The organism is Streptomyces sp. NPDC050147, from assembly GCF_040660195.1.
Lineage (GTDB): Bacteria > Actinomycetota > Actinomycetes > Streptomycetales > Streptomycetaceae > Streptomyces.
The window spans coordinates 164,223-180,872 of sequence record NZ_JBFALJ010000006.1; the positions used below are offsets into that span (position 1 = coordinate 164,223).

A 16,650-nucleotide genomic window follows, 5' to 3' on the forward strand; every position below is an offset into this window, starting at 1 on the left:
GGAGGAACCCGACCATGAGCAGCGCCGAGACCCCGACCCCCCGCGGCCCGGTCGACTCCTCCCGCATCCCCCGGTACGCGGGCCCGGCGACCTACGCCCGGCTGCCCCGTCTCGACGAGGTGGGCGGCAAGACGGACATCGCCGTGGTCGGCGTGCCCTTCGACTCCGGCGTCTCCTACCGCCCCGGCGCCCGCTTCGGCGGCAACGCGATCCGTGAGGCCTCGCGCCTCCTGCGTCCGTACAACCCGGCGCAGGACGCCTCGCCCTTCGCGCTCGCGCAGGTCGCGGACGCGGGCGACATCGCCGCCAACCCGTTCAACATCAACGAGGCGGTCGAGACGATCGAGGCCGCCGCGGACGACCTGCTCGGCTCCGGCGCCCGCATGATGACGCTCGGCGGCGACCACACCATCGCCCTGCCGCTGCTCCGTTCGGTCGCCAAGAAGCACGGCCCGGTCGCCCTGCTGCACTTCGACGCGCACCTGGACACCTGGGACACGTACTTCGGCGCCGAGTACACCCACGGCACGCCGTTCCGCCGGGCCGTCGAGGAGGGCATCCTCGACACCGAGGCGCTCTCCCACGTCGGCACGCGCGGCCCGCTGTACGGCAAGCAGGACCTCACCGACGACGAGAAGATGGGCTTCGGCATCGTCACCTCGGCGGACATCTACCGCCGCGGCGCCGACGAGGTCGCCGACCAGCTGCGCCAGCGCATCGGCGACCGCCCGCTGTACATCTCCATTGACATCGACTGCCTGGACCCGGCCCACGCGCCCGGCACGGGCACCCCGGAGGCGGGCGGCATGACGTCGCGCGAGCTCCTGGAGATCCTGCGGGGGCTCTCCTCCTGCAACCTCGTGTCGGCGGACGTCGTCGAGGTCGCACCCGCCTACGACCACGCGGAGATCACGGCCGTCGCCGCCTCCCACACCGCGTACGAGCTGACGACGATCATGTCCCGCCAGATCGCGGAGGGGCGGGCGGCCAAGTGACGCACGACCACGACGTAGTCCTGCGGCCCACGGACGCGCAGACGGAGGCGGCCCTGAACCCGCCTGCGGGGCGCAACGGCGGCGACCTCGTCGTGGAGACCCTCCAGGGCCTCGGCGCGACGACGGTCTTCGGCCTCCCCGGCCAGCACGCGCTCGGCATGTTCGACGCCCTGCGGCGCTCGTCCCTGTCGTACGTCGGACTGCGCGTCGAGAACAACACGGGCTTCGCGGCGGACGCGTACGGCCGGATCACCGGCGAGGTGGCCCCGCTGCTGCTCTCCACCGGACCCGGCGCGCTGACCTCCCTCGCCGCGCTCCAGGAGGCGGCGGCCGGGTCATCGCCCGTGCTCGCGATCGGCAGCCAGGTCCCGGTCGCGGGTCTCGGCGGCGGGCGGCACGGCTACCTCCACGAGCTGCGCGACCAGCAGGCGTCGTTCCGCGACATCGTGAAGTCGGTCCACACGGTCCGCACCGCCTCGCAGATCCCGTCCGCGATCGCGGCGGCCTGGGAGTCGGCGCTCACCGCCCCGCACGGCCCGGTGTGGGTGGAGATCCCGCAGGACGTGCTGCTCGCCGAGACGACGCTGCCCGTCGTCACGGCCATGGACGCGACCCCGGACGAGGTCGTCCCGCGCCCCGAGCTGACCGCGGTGGCGGCCGACCTGCTGTCCCGGGCCGAGCGCCCGGCGATCATCGCGGGTGGCGGAGTCGTCCGTTCGGATGCCTCCGGCAAGCTGCTCGCGCTCGCCGAGCTGGTGAACGCCCCCGTCGTCACGACCTTCGGCGGCAAGGGCGCCTTCCCCTGGGAGCACCCGCTCTCGCTCCAGTCCTGGCTGGAGGACCGGTACACCACGGACTTCCTGGAGGACGCGGACGTCCTCCTGGTGGTGGGCTCCGGCCTGGGCGAGCTCTCCTCGAACTACCACACGTTCAAGCCACGAGGCCGGGTCGTCCAGATCGAGGCGGACGCCGGGAAGCTGGAGTCCAACCACCCGGCGCTCGGCATCCACGCGGACGCGCGGCTCGCGCTCTCCGCGCTCCTGGAGACGATCGACGCTCCCCGCGAGGACCCGTCGGCGCCCGAGCGCGTCCGGACCGTTCTCTCCCGGGTCGAGGAGCGGATCGCGGCGCAGGGCCTCACCCTGGAGCAGCAGGTCCTCGCGTCGGTGCGTGAGGCTCTCCCCGATGCCTCGCCGTCGTTCTGGGACATGACGATCCTCGCGTACTGGGCCTGGTCCGCCTTCGACGCGCGGCGACCGAACACGATGCACTCCGCCCAGGGCGCGGGCGGCCTCGGCTACGGCTTCCCGGCGGCGATCGGAGCAGCTGCCGCCGACCCGTCGACGCCGGTCCTGGCCGTCTCGGGCGACGGCGGCGCGATGTACTCCCTCGCGGAACTGGCGTCGGCCAAGCAGTACGGCCTGCCGGTCACCTGGCTGATCGTGGACGACGGGGGTTACGGAATCCTCCGGGAGTACATGTCCGAGGCCTTCGGCGAACCCACGGCGACGGAACTCGCCCGCCCCGACTTCGTCGCGCTCGCGGAATCCTTCGGGGTGCCGGGCGTGCGGACGACCCCGGAGACCCTGAAGGACGACCTCGCGAAGGCGCTCGCGGAGCCCGGCCCCTCGGTGGTCGTGCTCCCGGCGGTGCTTCGGATGTTCGAGCCGACGCACCTCTGAGTCTGGGCTACTGGGCCGATCGCAGAAAAGTCCCGGCGACACCCGCTGTGCGCGGTGTGAGGCGGGACTTTTCTGCAACCAGCACAGGACTCGGCCATGCGATCGAAGCGGTGCCATGACACGAACTGATCACAGATCGGTCACCTGTTCCCAAACTCGTGCAACCTTTCACCGACACTGGTGAGTCAAGTGCGGTGAGCGTGCCGGGGGGCGCGCTTGTACGGGCCCCGAGGGTCTTGTACGGACCCAAGGGGATGGGAAGACTCCATGACTCACCCGGTATCCGGGATATCCAGGCGTGCCCGCGTGCTCTCGGCGGGTCTCGCCGCCGGAGTGCTCGTGCCGCTCGGCGTGACCGCGACCGCCACGCCCGCCGCCGCGGCGGCACCGCCGAAGGTCATCTGCACCTCCGCGCAGGCCGGCCTCGCCGCCAAGCTGACGAAGGACATCACGGCGGCGCTGAAGAACCGCAAGGGCACCATCGCGGTCGGCCTCCGCGACCGCACCACGGGCACCACCTGCACCTTGCGTGCGACCACGTCCTTCGACTCGGCGAGCGTCGTCAAGGTGACCGTTCTCGCGGCGCTGCTGTGGGACGCGAAGAAGACCGATCGGAAGCTGTCCGCCCGTGAGTCGGACCTCGCGTACGCCATGATCACGAAGTCGGACAACGCGGCGACCAGCAAGCTCTGGCGCCAGCTCGGCACCGGGAAGATCAAGGCGTTCCTCGCGGCCGCCAAGATGACGAAGACCGTGCCGGGGTCCGGCGGCTACTGGGGTCTGACCCGGATCAACGCGGCCGACGAGCAGAAGCTCCTCGCCCTGATCACCGCCAAGAACACGGTCCTGAGCGACAACGCCCGCGCCTACATCCTCAAGCTGATGGGCAAGGTCGTCTCCTCGCAGCGCTGGGGCACCCCGGCGGGCGCGCCGTCCGGCGTCAAGATCCACGTCAAGAACGGCTGGCTGCAGCGGTCGACCCACGGCTGGCGGGTGCACAGCATCGGCGCGTTCAAGGGCGGCGGCCACGACTACACCCTCTCCGTGCTCACCCACGGCAACAGCTCCATGAACTACGGCGTCGCCACCATCCAGGGCGTGGCCAAGGCCATCCACAAGGACCTGACGCCCAGGTCCCCGGCGGCCGGGCGGTACGCCCCGACACAGACGCCGCGGGAGGCGTTCGTGGCGACCCCCGAAAGCTGACGGGGACCTGGGTCCCTTTCTAGGTCCTGTCCTAGGTCTCAAGACCCCTCTTTGTTGCGGCGGGATGAAATCCGCATCCCGCCGCGTTGGGCCTCTCGGCAGGTCAGGTCGACGGGAGGCAGGCACGTGGCGCAGCAACGGGGTGGGGCCGGGCCGGAGAAGTCCGGTGCGGCCGGGCCGGAGAAGTCCGGTTGGGGCAGACGGCTGACCGGGTACGCGTGGCGGTACCCGAAGGACGTCGTGCTCGCGCTCGGCTCCTCGCTCGCCGGCATGGCCGTCATGGCGCTCGTCCCGCTCATCACCAAGGTGATCATCGACGACGTCATCGGGGACAAGTCGCGCGACATGGGGCCCTGGGTCGGCGCCCTCATCGGCGCCGCCGTCCTCGTCTACGTCTTCACCTACATCCGCCGCTACTACGGCGGCCGTCTCGCGCTCGACGTCCAGCACGACCTGCGGACCGAGATGTACGGGACGATCACTAAGCTCGACGGGCGGCGCCAGGACGAGCTGTCCACCGGTCAGGTCGTCGGGCGCGCCACCAGCGACCTCCAGCTCATCCAGGGCCTGCTCTTCATGCTGCCGATGACGATCGGCAACATCCTCCTCTTCGCGATGTCCCTCGTGATCATGGCGTGGCTCTCCGTGCCGCTGACCCTCGTCGCGCTCGCCGTCGCCCCCGCCCTCTGGATCATCGCCAAGCGCAGCCGGGGCCGCCTGCACCCCTCCACGTGGTACGCGCAGGCCCAGGCCGCCGCCGTCGCCGGGGTCGTGGACGGCTCCGTGTCCGGCGTACGCGTCGTGAAGGGGTTCGGCCAGGAGGACCAGGAGACCGGGAAGCTCCGAGAGATCAGCCGCAAGCTCTTCGCGGGGCGGCTGCGGACCATCAAGCTGAACTCCAAGTACACGCCCGCCCTCCAGGCCGTGCCCGCGCTCGGGCAGGTCGCGATGCTCGCGCTCGGCGGCTGGCTCGCGGTGCGCGGCCAGATCACGCTCGGCACGTTCGTCGCCTTCTCCAGCTATCTCGCCCAGCTCGTCGGACCCGTGCGCATGCTCGCCATGGTCCTCACCGTCGGCCAGCAGGCCCGCGCGGGCGCCGAGCGCGTCCTGGAGCTCATCGACACCGAACCGACGCTGACGGACGGCACCAAGGAACTGCCCGCCGACGCCCCGGCCACCGTCGAGTTCGACGACGTGTCGTTCGCTTACGAGGACAGCCGCCCCGTCCTCGACGGGCTCTCCTTCGAGATCAGGGCGGGCGAGACCCTCGCCGTCGTCGGCACCTCCGGCAGCGGCAAGTCCACCGTCTCGCTGCTGCTGCCCCGCTTCTACGACGTGACGCACGGCGCCGTCCTCATCGGCGGCCACGACGTGCGCGAGCTGACCACCGACTCGCTGCGGGCCGCCATCGGTCTCGTGCCCGAGGACTCCTTCCTCTTCTCCGACACGATCCGCGCCAACATCGCGTACGGAAAGCCGGACGCCACCCGGGAGGAGATCGAGACCGCCGCCCGCGCCGCCCAGGCCGACCGTTTCATCGCCGAGCTGCCCGACGGGTACGACACCCCTGTCGGCGAGCACGGTCTCACTCTCTCCGGCGGCCAGCGCCAGCGCGTCGCCCTCGCCCGCGCCATCCTCACCGACCCCCGCCTTCTCGTCCTCGACGACGCCACGTCGGCGGTGGACGCGCGGGTCGAGCACGAGATCCACGAGGCCCTGCGCGGCGTCATGGCAGGGCGCACGACCCTCCTCATCGCCCACCGCCGCTCCACCCTGAACCTCGCCGACCGCATCGCCGTACTGGACGGCGGACGCCTGGCCGCCATCGGCACGCACGAGGAGCTGACCGAGCAATCGGCGCTCTACCGGCGCCTGTTGACCGACCCGGACGAGCTCGGCGGCGTCTCGCCGGGGCGCACCGTCCCGGTCGAGCTCCCCGAGGACACCTCCGTACGCGACGAGCTGGACGCCGAGTTCGACGCCGAGCGCGGCATCACGCCACCGCTCTGGGTCGGCGACCGAGAGCCCAAGGACACCGCGCTCTCCGGGACGCCCGCGACGCCCGAACTCCTCGCCCAGGTCGACGCGTTGCCCCCGGCCACCGACACCCCTGGCATCGACGAGGCACGCGCGGTCGCCTCCGAGGAGTCCTACGGGCTTCGGCGCCTCCTCGCCGGGTTCGGGAAGCCGCTGCTCCTCGCCCTGCTGCTGGTCGCGATCGACGCGGGCATGGGGCTGCTGCTTCCGGTGCTGATCCGTCACGGCATCGACGAGGGCGTCTCGCAGCTCGCCCTCAGTGCCGTGTGGGCGGCCTCCGGGCTCGCGCTGCTCACCGTGCTCGTCCAGTGGACGGCCCAGATCGGCGAGACGCGGATGACCGGACGGACGGGCGAGCGGGTGCTCTACTCCCTGCGCCTGAAGATCTTCGCCCAGCTCCAGCGGCTCGGACTCGACTACTACGAGCGCGAGCTGACCGGGCGCATCATGACCCGGATGACCACGGACGTGGACGCCCTCTCCACCTTCCTGCAGACCGGGCTCGTCACCGCCTTCGTCTCCGTCGTCACCTTCTTCGGCATCATGGTCGCCCTCGTCGTGATCGACGTGGAGCTCGCGCTCGTCGTCTTCGCGACGCTGCCGCCGCTGATCATCGGCACGTTCTTCTTCCGCCGCTCCAGCGTCAAGGCGTACGAGCTGGCGCGGGAGCGCGTCTCGGTGGTCAACGCCGACCTCCAGGAGTCCGTGGCGGGGCTCCGCATCGTGCAGGCCTTCCGGCGCGAGCGCTCCGGCGGGAAGAAGTTCGCGCAGGCCAGCGCCGACTACCGCAGCGCCCGTATCCGCGGGCAGTGGCTGATCTCCGTCTACTTCCCGTTCGTGCAGCTGCTCTCGGCGGTCGCCGCGGCGGCGGTTCTGACGGTCGGCGCGGGGCGCGTGGAGGCGGGGACGCTGACGACCGGCGCCCTGGTCGCGTACCTCCTCTACATCGACCTGTTCTTCGCCCCCGTCCAGCAGCTCTCCCAGGTCTTCGACGGCTACCAGCAGGCCACCGTCTCGCTCGGCCGCATCCAGGAACTGCTCCGGGAGCCGACCTCTACCGAGACGGCGGACGAGCCGCTCGACGTGGGCTCGCTGCGCGGCGAGATCGCCTTCGAGGACGTCGACTTCGCGTACGGTTCCGCCGACGAACCGGAGGAGGCGCTGAGCGGCGTGCGGCTCCACATCCCCGCGGGCCAGACCGTCGCCTTCGTCGGCGAGACCGGCGCCGGCAAGTCGACGCTGGTCAAGCTCGTCGCCCGGTTCTACGACCCGACCGGCGGCCGGGTGACGGTGGACGGCACGGACCTGCGGTCCCTGGACATCACCGCCTACCGGCACCGCCTCGGCGTCGTCCCGCAGGAGGCCTACCTCTTCGCGGGCACGGTGCGCGACGCGATCGCCTACGGACGGCCCGACGCCACCGACGCCCAGGTGGAGGCCGCGGCCCGCGCGGTCGGCGCGCACGACATGATCGCCACCCTGGACGGCGGCTACCTCCACGAGGTGGCCGAGCGCGGCCGTAACCTCTCGGCCGGTCAGCGCCAGCTCATCGCCCTGGCCCGCGCGGAGCTGGTCGACCCCGACATCCTGCTCCTGGACGAGGCGACCGCCGCCCTCGACCTGGCCACGGAGGCGCAGGTCAACCAGGCCACCGACCGCATCGCGGGCAAGCGCACCACGCTGGTGGTCGCCCACCGCCTCACCACGGCGGCCCGCGCGGACCGCGTGATCCTGATGGACCACGGCCGGGTCGCGGAGGACGGCACGCACGAGGAGCTGCTCGCGCTCGACGGGCGGTACGCGACGCTGTGGCGGACGTTCGTGGGCCAGGCGGAGCCGTCGGCCGCCTGACCCGGTGAACAAATGGGGGTGGGCGCGCAACCAGGCGCCCCGCGGTCCGCGTCCGTACATCAGTACGCTGATGCGGAAGTGTCGGGAGGGAACCTGGTGAGCAGTGGTCGAATACGGCGGAGCCTTGCGCTCGGTGCCGTCGTCCTTGCGGCTGCCGTCCTGCTCGGTGTCGCGGGCGCCGGAGCCGCGCAGGCGCAGGCGTCGGCCGGACGCTGCGCCGGGCACAAGGTGCGCACCCTCTCCTTCAGCACCGGCAAGGTCGTCGTCTACAAGAGCCGCGGCTACGTCTGCGCCGTCACCGTCGCCAAGCGTCCCGGCGCCCGCAAGACGATGTCCGTGAGCGTCCAGGCCCGCGGCAACCGCCCGGCCAGGGACAAGGGCCGCTACACGCATCACGCGGGACCGGTGACGGTACACGCGGGGCACCGCTGTGTGTGGGTGAAGGGAAGGGTCGGCGGGGGCAGTACCAGCTCGGGCTGGATCCTGTGCTGATCGCTTCTTGAGCGTTGTGCGCCCCTTTGTGGCGTACTGCGTCCTGACGTGACGCAAGAGCCCCTAGTAGTGAGCGAGTTGCTCCGATAAGTTCCGGCGGACGCAACCGTGAACCACTCAGGGGAGAGTGCATGCGCAAGGCGCTCAGATGGCTGCTGTCGCTCGTGGTGCTGATAGGCATCGGCACCGCGGGCACAGTGAGTGCGGCAGGGGCGGCCACCGCCGCGAAGCCGCAGGCCACCGACATCAAGGACAGGCTCCTCGCGATACCGGGCATGAGCCTGATCGAGGAGAAGCCGTACACCGGCTACCGCTACTTCGTCCTCAACTACACCCAGCCGGTCGACCACCGGCACCCCTCCAAGGGCACCTTCAAGCAGCGCCTGACGGTCCTGCACAAGGACACCGCCCGCCCCACGGCCTTCTTCACCAGCGGCTACGGAGTCTCCACCAACCCCAGCCGCAGCGAGCCGACGCGGATCATCGACGGCAACCAGGTCTCCATGGAGTACCGCTTCTTCACGCCGTCCCGCCCCCAGCCCGCCGACTGGTCCAAGCTGGACATCTGGCAGGCCGCGAGCGACCAGCACCGCATCTTCAAGGCGTTGAAGCCGGTCTACGACAAGAAGTGGGTGGCGACCGGCGGCTCGAAGGGCGGCATGACCGCCACGTACTACGAGCGCTTCTACCCGCGTGACATGGACGGCGTCGTCGCGTACGTCGCCCCGAACGACGTGGTGAACAACGAGGACTCGCGCTACGACGAGTTCTTCGAGACGGTCGGCACCAAGGAGTGCAGGGACAAGCTGGAGGCCGTGCAGCGCGAGGCGCTCGTGCGGCGCGACCCGCTGGAGAAGAAGTACGCGGAGTTCGCCGAGGCCGGCAACCACACCTTCAAGACGGTCGGCAACCTCGACAAGGCGTACGAGGCCGTCGTCCTGGACCTGGTGTGGGGCTTCTGGCAGTACCAGCCCGAGGCCGCGTGCGCGGACGTCCCCGACGCCAAGTCCGCCTCGGACCAGGCGATCTTCGACTACGTCGACCAGGTGGGCGGCTGGGCCTCCTACACGGACCAGGGCCTGACCCCGTACACGCCGTACTACTACCAGGCCGGTACGCAGCTCGGCTCGCCCGACATCGCCCAGCCCTGGCTCGGCGACCTGAGCCGCTACGGCTACCAGCCGCCGCGGAACTTCGTGCCGCGCGACATCCCGATGAAGTTCCAGTCGGGCGCCATGAAGGACGTCGACCGCTGGGTGCGGCACAACGCGCAGCGGATGATGTACGTCAACGGCGAGAACGACCCGTGGGGCGCGGAGCCGTTCCGTCCCGCCAGGGGCGCGAAGCACGACTCCCACGTCTTCACCGCGCCGGGCGCCAACCACGGCGCGAACGTGGCCGGTCTCGCCCCGGCGGACAAGGCCAAGGCGACGGAGCGGATCCAGGCCTGGGCCGGGGTCTCCACTTCGGCTACTCCGAAGCCGCTGGCTCCTTACGACGCGAAGCTTGACCGCAAGGACGCGGACCGGGAGCTGAGTCTGCGGCCGTAGGGGCGATCCCTGCGGGGCATTCCCCAATCCCACCCCTTCCCGAAACTGGGGCTCCGCCCCAGACCCCGCTCCTCAAACGCCGGAGGGGCTGAAAACCAGCCCGTCCGGCGTTTGAGGACGAACTCGGCGAAGCCGGTGATGACGGTACGCAAGGCCCCCGCGCCGAGCGGGTTTTCGGGAAGGGGCGGGGTTGGGGAAAGAAAAAACCGCTCACACCCGCACCGCACACCCCACCGGCTTTCCACCCTCCAGCGACACATAGAGCTGAGTCGCGGCCGGACACGCGTCACGTGACGAAACCGCCGAAGTCACCCGGTACTCAGGGGCCCTCGCGCCAGACCCGTCACAGGCGGTCTCCCGCACCTCCCCCCGCCCCGCGCCGTAGACACAGTCCCCGACAACCGTCCGAGGCCCGCCCCCACCCCCGGGATCCCCGGGATGCGGCGACTCCAGGTTCCGCATACAGGCGTAGCCCCGCGGCACCTCCCCGTTCCCGTCCTCGTCCACCGCGGGACGGTTCTCGCTGATGTGGAGCACGAAGTCCGTGCGGGCGGGGCACGAAGGGCCCTGCGCGACCTTGCCGTCGTAACGGGCGATGACCCGCGCCGCCGCGCGTTCACTCGTGCACGGCACCTCCGTGAAGGTCTCCCGCCCCCGCGAACTGCACTCGTCCACCGCGAGGAAGACCGCTCCGTACCCGGACGACACCGACGAGGACGGCTGCCGGTTCGCCGACTCCGATCCCGGGTCCGAGGACTTCTGGCAGCCGGTCAGTCCGACGAACGCGACCAGCAGCACCCCCGCACACCTCCGGCCAAGCATGACAAGCATGGCGAACCCCCCGATATGTGCACCCAGCGTGGCCCGCGGAGACGGGCGCACGCCAGGTGCGCGGGGTGCTTTGGGTCAGGTGGAGGTGGCGCGCCGGTGGCGCGGCGTACGGATCAGTACGTCAGGCCGTGCCCGACCGGGTACAGCACCTGCGCCGGATCATCCGCACGCTGCACCGGCACGGGCAGCCGCCCCCTCGGCTCGGCGCGCCCCGCGATCACCCGTACCGCGGCGCGCAGTTCGACGTCCGTCCAGCAGTACGCGGCGAGCGACGCGCCCACGCCCCGCAGCCGCGCCACGTCGTACGGATTGCGGGTGGCGAGGGCGACGACCGGGACGCCGGTCGCCACCAGCGCCTCGACCAGGGCGATCTGGGCGCTCCCCGCCCCCACGTTGTACGTGCCCACGAGCACGGCGTCCTTGCCCTCCGCCGCCGCCACCGCCTCGGCGATCTTCGCGGCGGAGGGGGCCGTGCCCGTCGGCAGCACCGTCGGCGTGAAGCCGAGGTCGGTCAGCTCGCGCCCGATGACGGTCGTCGGCGGCCCCGTCGTCCCCGAAGGCGACGCCGGGTCCGCGCCGACCACCAGCACCTTCCGCTGCCTGCGCCGCGACAGCGGAAGCAGCCCGTCCGCGTTGATCAGCAGCGTCGTCGTCTCCTCGGCGATCCGGTCCGCGGCGGCGAGATGCGCGCGCGTGCCGACCGCACGGTCGACGCCGCGCGAGGTGACGTACGGGTCGGAGAAGAGGTCCAGCTTCGCTTTGAGACGCAGGATGCGCAGGATCGATTCGTCGAGCCGCGCCTCCGTCAACTCGCCGTCCCGCACGGCCTGGAGCACCGCGTTCCAGGCGATCTCCGGCTTCGGCGGATTCAGGAGCTGGTCGACGCCCGCCTTCAGTGCGAGCACCGGCACGCGGTCGTCGCCGTACTTCGTGCGGACGCCCTGCATGCCGAGCGAGTCCGTCACCACGACGCCGTCGTAGCCGAGTTCCTCGCGCAGGATGCCGGTGAGGATGGGGCGGGAGAGCGTGGCCGGTTCCTCGGCCGGGTCGAGGGCCGGGACCACGATGTGCGCGGTCATGATCGAGTCGATGCCGGCGGCCACCGCCGCCCGGAACGGCGGGGCGTCCAGGGTCTCCCACTGCTCACGTGTGTGGTGGATGTACGGCAGCTTGGAGTGGCTGTCGTCCTTGGTGTCGCCGTGCCCGGGGAAGTGCTTGGACGTGGACGCGATGTCCGTGCCCTGGTAGCCCTTGACCTGCGCGGCGACCAGCCCGGCGACCGCTTCGGGGTCCGAGCCGAAGGACCGTACGCCGATGACGGGGTTGGCGGGATTGACGTTCACGTCGGCGACCGGGGCGTAGTTCTGCCGGATGCCGAGCGCGCGGAGCTCGGTGCCCGCGATGCGGGCCGCCTTGCGCGCGGTGGAGTGCGAGCCCGCGGCGCCCAGGGCCATCGCGCCGGGCAGGAGTGTGGCGGGCTTGCCGACGCGGGCGACGGCTCCGTGCTCCTGGTCGGTGGAGATGAGCAGCGGGATGCGGGCGGTGGGGGACTCCTCAGGGGCGTCCGGGGTGAGGGCCGCGCGCTGGATGCCGTTCGAGAGGTCGGCGATCTGGTGCGGGGCGCGGGTGTTGTGCGCCCAGGCGAAGTAGATGATGCCGCCGAGGTGGTACTTGGCGACCGCTTCCGCGGCGGTGCGGACGCCGAGCTGCGTGAGATTGGCGTCGATGTCCGCCTGGTCGGGCTCGGTGGCCGAGTGGCCGTACACATGCATCACGAAGAGCTGGCCGACCTTCTCCTCGAGGCTCATGCGGGAGATGAGCTCCCGCAGCTTCCGGTCGCGACCGCGGTCGCCGCTGCCGGCCGCGTGGGCGGGGGAGGGCGCGGCCAGGGCCGTCGCCGCTACGGCTGTGGCGGTGAGCAGGGTACGTCTGGAGGCGTTGCGGTGGGACATGTGCGCTCCTTCGGGGACGTCCTTCGGGGACGGATGCCGGACCGTAGCCGGGCTGGGGGAACCGGCTGAAGGAAACTTTCCGAGAGTCACGGATATCCCGAAGATTTCTGCCGGTCAAGGGAGTCGGCAGCCTCTGTGGAGGAGAGGGGCCGTCACCGGCGCTGGTGAAGGGGGGCGCACCGGTGACGGCATGCTGCCGGCCACGGGCGGCAGAGAGGGTGGTCAGCGTTCGCAGCCAGCAGCGATGCCGACACCGCCTCGCGGAGACTCACCCGGCAGCACAGCTGTTTGACGGAGGCCACCGCGTGCGGGTTCCCCAGGGAGGGCGTTTTCCGGAAAGTGGTGCGAAGGGGAATCCTGGGGTTCAGGAGGACTTCCTCTCGGGCGCCGCCTCGGCCCAGTGGCTCTGCAAGGTCCGTACGGTCTCGGCGATCGCGGGGCGCCGCGACGCCCCGGAGCGCCACAGTGCGTACAGCCGCCGCACCGGCAGCGGATCGAGCCGCACGGTGACCGCGCCGTCCGGGACGGGGCCGCGGCCGAGGCGGGGGATGAGCGCGATGCCGAGCCCCGCCGCGACCAGCGCGACCAGGGTGGGGTTCTCCTCCGCCGTGTGCGCGATGTCCGGCTCGCAGCCCGCCTCGCGCAGAGTGCGGACCAGCCACTCGTGGCAGACGAGCCCCGGCGGCTGGGTGATCCACCGCTCGCCCTTCAGGTCCTCGCGGCGCACGGAGGTCCGCCCCGCGAGCGCGTGCCCCGCGGGCACCACGAGATCGCAGAAGTCGTCGCCGATGACGGCCTGTTCGACGCCGGGCGGCGTCGGCAGTGGCGCGATGTCCCAGTCGTGCACGACCGCCATGTCCACCGCGCCCTTGGCCACCAGGTCGATGGAGAGATGCGGGTCGATCTCCGACATCCGGGCGTCGAGCGCGGGATGCCGCCGGGCCAGATCCGCGAGGACGCCGGGCAGCAGTCCGCGCGCCGAGGAGGCGAACGCGGCGACGGTCAGACGCCCCGCGGGCAGCCCGCGGCGCTCCTCCAGCTCCGTCTCCGCGCGCTCCACGATGGCCATCAACTCCTGCGCGGTGGAGGCGAGGTGGCGTGCCTCCTCGGTGAGCGCCACCCCCCTGCCCTGGCGTTCCAGGAGGGTGGTGCGGGTCTCCCGCTCCAGCTTCGCTATCTGCTGGGACACGGCGGACGGGGTGTAGCCGAGGGCCGTGGCGGCGGCGCCGACGGTGCCGTGCACGGAGACGGCGTGCAGGGCGCGGAGCCGAGCGAGATCGAGCACGGGAAGCCCTCCCCAATCGTCGGCGGCACCGGTCGGCGCCGGCCGGCCCGATGTCGTCTGATGCGTAAGCGTTGCTTCATCCCATCATGCAGAGATCCGCGCTGGTCCTACATGGTCGGAGCGGGTGATCCTCGACGCATGCGCCCCGCACATGTCTTCCTCGCCGTCCTCGTCGCCGCCGTCTGGGGCGTCAACTTCGTCGTCATCGAGGTGGGTCTCGACCACTTCCCGCCGCTGCTCTTCTCCGCCCTGCGTTTCCTGGTCGCGGCGCTGCCCGCGGTGTTCTTCGTGGGGCGGCCCAAGGTCGCGTGGAAGTGGATCGTCGCAGTGGGGCTCGTCCTCGGGGTCGCCAAGTTCGGCCTGCTGTTCATCGGCATGGACGCCGGGATGCCGGCCGGGATGTCGTCCCTCGTCCTCCAGATCCAGGCGGTGTTCACGGCCCTGTTCGCCTTCGTGGCGCTCGGTGAACGGCCTGGTCGCGTACGGCTGTTGGGCATGGCCGTCGCGCTCGCGGGCATCGGCGTCGCGGCGGTCGACGAGGGGGAGGCGGGGCCGCTCACGGCCTTCGCGCTGCTGATCGGCGCCGCGGCCTGCTGGGGCGCGTCGAACGTCCTGACCCGCAAGGCGTCCCCGCCGGACTCGCTGAACTTCATGGTGTGGGTGAGCACGGTCCCGGTCCTGCCGCTGCTCGGGCTCTCGCTGCTGTTCGAGGGCCCGACGGCGGACCTCGACGCCCTGGCCTCACTGGACTGGCAGGGCGCGGGCATCATCGTCTACGTCGCGTGGATCACGACGGTCTTCGGCTTCGGAGCCTGGGGCTACTTGCTGCGCCGCCACCCCGCTTCGACCGTCGCGCCCTTCTCGCTCCTGGTCCCGGTGTTCGGAATGTCCGCCGCCGGCCTCGTCCTTGGCGAGTCGGTGAGCGCCCTGGGGTGGCTCGCGGCGGCCCTCCTGGTCGGCGGGGTGAGCCTGACGTCCCTGGCGGGCGTCAGGCGTGGTTCCGGCGGCCCTGGTGACCCTGCGGGTTCAGGAGCCGAGACAGGAAGTCCTGTCCCTGGCCCAGGAGTTCCGGCAGCGGAGCCGCGTCCTCGTACCACCGCTTCTCGTACTCCCAGCACAGCCAGCCGTCCCGGTGCTCCCCGCTGAGCAGCACGTCCACGCACTCGGCGAGCGGCAGGACGCCCTCGCCGAGGCCAAGCGGCGTCGTGTCGTCGGCCGACGCGATGTCCTTCACCTGTACGTAGCCGAGGTACGGGGAGAGCGCCGCGTGGCTGTCGGCGGGGGACTCGCCGCCGAGCCAGGTGTGCATCACGTCCCACAGGGCGCCCGCGTGCCGGTGGCCGACCGTGCCGAGCACGCGGGTCGCCGCGGCGCCGGTGCGGTGCGAGTCGTGGGTCTCCAGGAGGATGCGTACGCCGAAGTCCGCGGCGAACTCGGCCGCGCCGCCGAGCCGTCGGGCCGCCGTCGCGTCGGCCTCATCGGTGCTCTGCTCGGTGCCGCCGCCGGGGAAGACGCGGATGAACGGGGCGCCCAGGTCGCGGGCGAGGGCGAGCAGAGCCCGTATCTCATCGAGGACGGGCTCGTCGTCGCCCGGCTGGGCCACGCGCGCGTACCCGGCGATTGTGAGGATCTCGATGCCCGCGGCCTTGAACTGGGCCGCCACGTCGGCCCGTTCGGCGAGGCCGATCCCCGGGTGGACCGGCTCTTCGGGGTGTGCGCGCAGCTCGATGCCGTGGTAGCCGTGCGTGGTGGCCAGGTTCAGCACGTCGGCGAGGGGGAGTCCCGGTACGCCGAGGGTGGAGAAGGCGAGTTTCATGACCCAGACCCTAGGCGCAGATGCCAGTCCTGCCCGACGAGGTCGACGCCGAAGGAGCGGTGCGGCTTCTCGTCGACGAGGACGAAGCCGTGCCTCTGGTAGATGGCGCGGGCGGCGCCGAGGACGTCATTGGTCCACAGGACCATCTCGCGGTATCCCACGCCGCGCGCGAAGTCGACGCAGGAGCCCACGAGTTGATCGCCGATGCCGAGTCCACGCGCGTCCGGTTCGACGAGTAGGAGTCGCAGCCGGGCGGTACCCGGCGCGTCGTCGCGTACGCACATCACGCAGCCCACGGGCCGCCCTTCGAGCTCGGCGATCCACACCCGCTCCAGGTGCGGGTCGTGGTCCTCCGCGAAGTCGGCGATGATCCGGGCGACAAGACCCTCGTAGTCGGTGTTGAACCCGTACTCCGCCGCGTACAGGGCGGCGTTGCGCTGCACGATCCACCCGAGGTCACCGGCGCCGGGCTCGCGCAGGAAAGGGCGCGAGGGCTCCTTTCCGTCCCGGTCGGAGAGGATCTCCCGGACGGTGCGCAGGGCGTCCGCGAGGCGGGGCCGCTCGCGGGCGGGGACGGTCGAGAGCAGTGCACCGACGGCCTCGCTCGACCGCTCGTCCAGCAGGGCGGCGGTCTCGCGCCCCCGTGCGGTGAGTGTGATGCGCTGGCGCCGCGGATCACGCTCGGAGGGCTCACGCTCGACGATCCCGGCCTTTTCGAGCTTGCCGAGCAGTCGGCTCAAGTACCCGGCGTCCAGGGAGAGTTCGGAGCGCAGATCGGCCGCGTCGAGGTGACGGGCGTGGTTGAGCTCGTAGAGGACGCGGGCCTCGGTGAGGGTGTACGGGACGTACAGCTGGCGGCTGTAGTCGAGGGCACCGATCAGGTTCGTGTAGAAGCGGTTGAAGGCGCGGATCTCTTGGATGGGCGTGGCGGGCGCGTGCGGCATCGTGGATCA

General features: G+C 71.4%; 11 protein-coding genes and 1 pseudogene. 7 read left to right on the top strand and 5 right to left on the bottom strand.

Going from position 1 to position 16,650, the window contains the following annotated elements; all coding sequences use genetic code 11:
• The first annotated feature begins 14 nt into the window (after positions 1-14).
• The 6 genes from speB (at position 15) to AB0I94_RS12580 (ending at position 9,813) form a co-directional block, all read left to right on the top strand.
• Positions 15-995, top strand: a complete 981-nt coding sequence (speB, locus tag AB0I94_RS12555; protein ID WP_363309477.1) for an agmatinase — start codon at positions 15-17, stop codon at positions 993-995.
• Positions 992-2,677, top strand: coding sequence for a thiamine pyrophosphate-binding protein (locus tag AB0I94_RS12560; RefSeq protein WP_363309478.1), 1,686 nt, complete (start codon positions 992-994; stop codon positions 2,675-2,677). Before speB ends, AB0I94_RS12560 begins: the two co-directional genes overlap by 4 nt.
• A gap of 267 nt (positions 2,678-2,944) precedes the next feature.
• Positions 2,945-3,883: a serine hydrolase gene (locus AB0I94_RS12565; RefSeq protein ID WP_363309479.1), complete on the top strand. Its 939-nt coding sequence runs from the start codon at positions 2,945-2,947 to the stop codon at positions 3,881-3,883.
• Between the two features lie 204 nt (positions 3,884-4,087).
• Positions 4,088-7,771 carry an ABC transporter ATP-binding protein gene (locus AB0I94_RS12570; RefSeq protein WP_363309598.1) on the top strand — a complete coding sequence of 1,228 codons (3,684 nt, stop codon included), beginning with the start codon at positions 4,088-4,090 and terminating at the stop codon, positions 7,769-7,771.
• Between the two features lie 96 nt (positions 7,772-7,867).
• Complete coding sequence (locus tag AB0I94_RS12575; protein ID WP_363309480.1) at positions 7,868-8,263, top strand: hypothetical protein; 396 nt, start codon at positions 7,868-7,870, stop codon at positions 8,261-8,263.
• A 131-nt stretch (positions 8,264-8,394) separates the two neighbouring features.
• Positions 8,395-9,813, top strand: coding sequence for a S28 family serine protease (locus tag AB0I94_RS12580; protein WP_363309481.1), 1,419 nt, complete (start codon positions 8,395-8,397; stop codon positions 9,811-9,813).
• A 210-nt stretch (positions 9,814-10,023) separates the two neighbouring features.
• Here AB0I94_RS12580 and AB0I94_RS12585 read toward each other — a convergent pair whose 3' ends face one another.
• From AB0I94_RS12585 to AB0I94_RS12595, 3 genes are all read right to left on the bottom strand, one after another.
• A complete protein-coding gene (locus tag AB0I94_RS12585; RefSeq protein WP_363309482.1) occupies positions 10,024-10,644 on the bottom strand; it encodes a hypothetical protein in 621 nt (206 codons plus the stop codon).
• 113 nt (positions 10,645-10,757) lie between these two features.
• Entirely contained in the window at positions 10,758-12,596 is a 1,839-nt protein-coding gene (locus AB0I94_RS12590) for a glycoside hydrolase family 3 protein (protein ID WP_363309483.1), read from the bottom strand.
• Between the two features lie 364 nt (positions 12,597-12,960).
• The gene (locus AB0I94_RS12595) at positions 12,961-13,881 is read right to left on the bottom strand and encodes a LysR family transcriptional regulator (protein WP_363309484.1); all 921 of its coding nucleotides are present in this window, start codon (positions 13,879-13,881) and stop codon (positions 12,961-12,963) included.
• 138 nt (positions 13,882-14,019) lie between these two features.
• Here AB0I94_RS12595 and AB0I94_RS12600 point away from each other — a divergent pair, with 138 nt between their 5' ends.
• Positions 14,020-15,027 (top strand): EamA family transporter, encoded by a 1,008-nt coding sequence (locus AB0I94_RS12600; RefSeq protein WP_363309485.1) that lies wholly within the window; start codon positions 14,020-14,022, stop codon positions 15,025-15,027.
• Here the strand turns inward: AB0I94_RS12600 and AB0I94_RS12605 are convergent.
• Together AB0I94_RS12605 and AB0I94_RS12610 are read right to left on the bottom strand one after the other, a co-directional pair.
• Positions 14,975-15,697: pseudogene (locus AB0I94_RS12605) on the bottom strand (sugar phosphate isomerase/epimerase family protein); the annotation flags it as partial. The gene AB0I94_RS12600 and the pseudogene AB0I94_RS12605 sit on opposite strands and share 53 nt — an antisense overlap.
• On the bottom strand, positions 15,694-16,641 hold the full coding sequence (locus AB0I94_RS12610) for a bifunctional helix-turn-helix transcriptional regulator/GNAT family N-acetyltransferase (protein ID WP_363309486.1): 948 nt from the start codon (positions 16,639-16,641) through the stop codon (positions 15,694-15,696). The gene AB0I94_RS12610 and the pseudogene AB0I94_RS12605, both read right to left, overlap by 4 nt.
• Between the last annotated feature and the right edge of the window lie 9 nt (positions 16,642-16,650).

Coding starts and splice junctions, on each gene's coding strand:
- AB0I94_RS12565 (WP_363309479.1), top strand. CDS start 2,945: ATGACTCACCCGGTATCCGGGATATCCAGGCGTGCCCGCGTGCTCTCG.
- speB (WP_363309477.1), top strand. CDS start 15: ATGAGCAGCGCCGAGACCCCGACCCCCCGCGGCCCGGTCGACTCCTCC.
- AB0I94_RS12580 (WP_363309481.1), top strand. CDS start 8,395: ATGCGCAAGGCGCTCAGATGGCTGCTGTCGCTCGTGGTGCTGATAGGC.
- AB0I94_RS12600 (WP_363309485.1), top strand. CDS start 14,020: ATGCGCCCCGCACATGTCTTCCTCGCCGTCCTCGTCGCCGCCGTCTGG.
- AB0I94_RS12590 (WP_363309483.1), bottom strand. CDS start 12,596: ATGTCCCACCGCAACGCCTCCAGACGTACCCTGCTCACCGCCACAGCC.
- AB0I94_RS12585 (WP_363309482.1), bottom strand. CDS start 10,644: ATGCTTGTCATGCTTGGCCGGAGGTGTGCGGGGGTGCTGCTGGTCGCG.
- AB0I94_RS12610 (WP_363309486.1), bottom strand. CDS start 16,641: ATGCCGCACGCGCCCGCCACGCCCATCCAAGAGATCCGCGCCTTCAAC.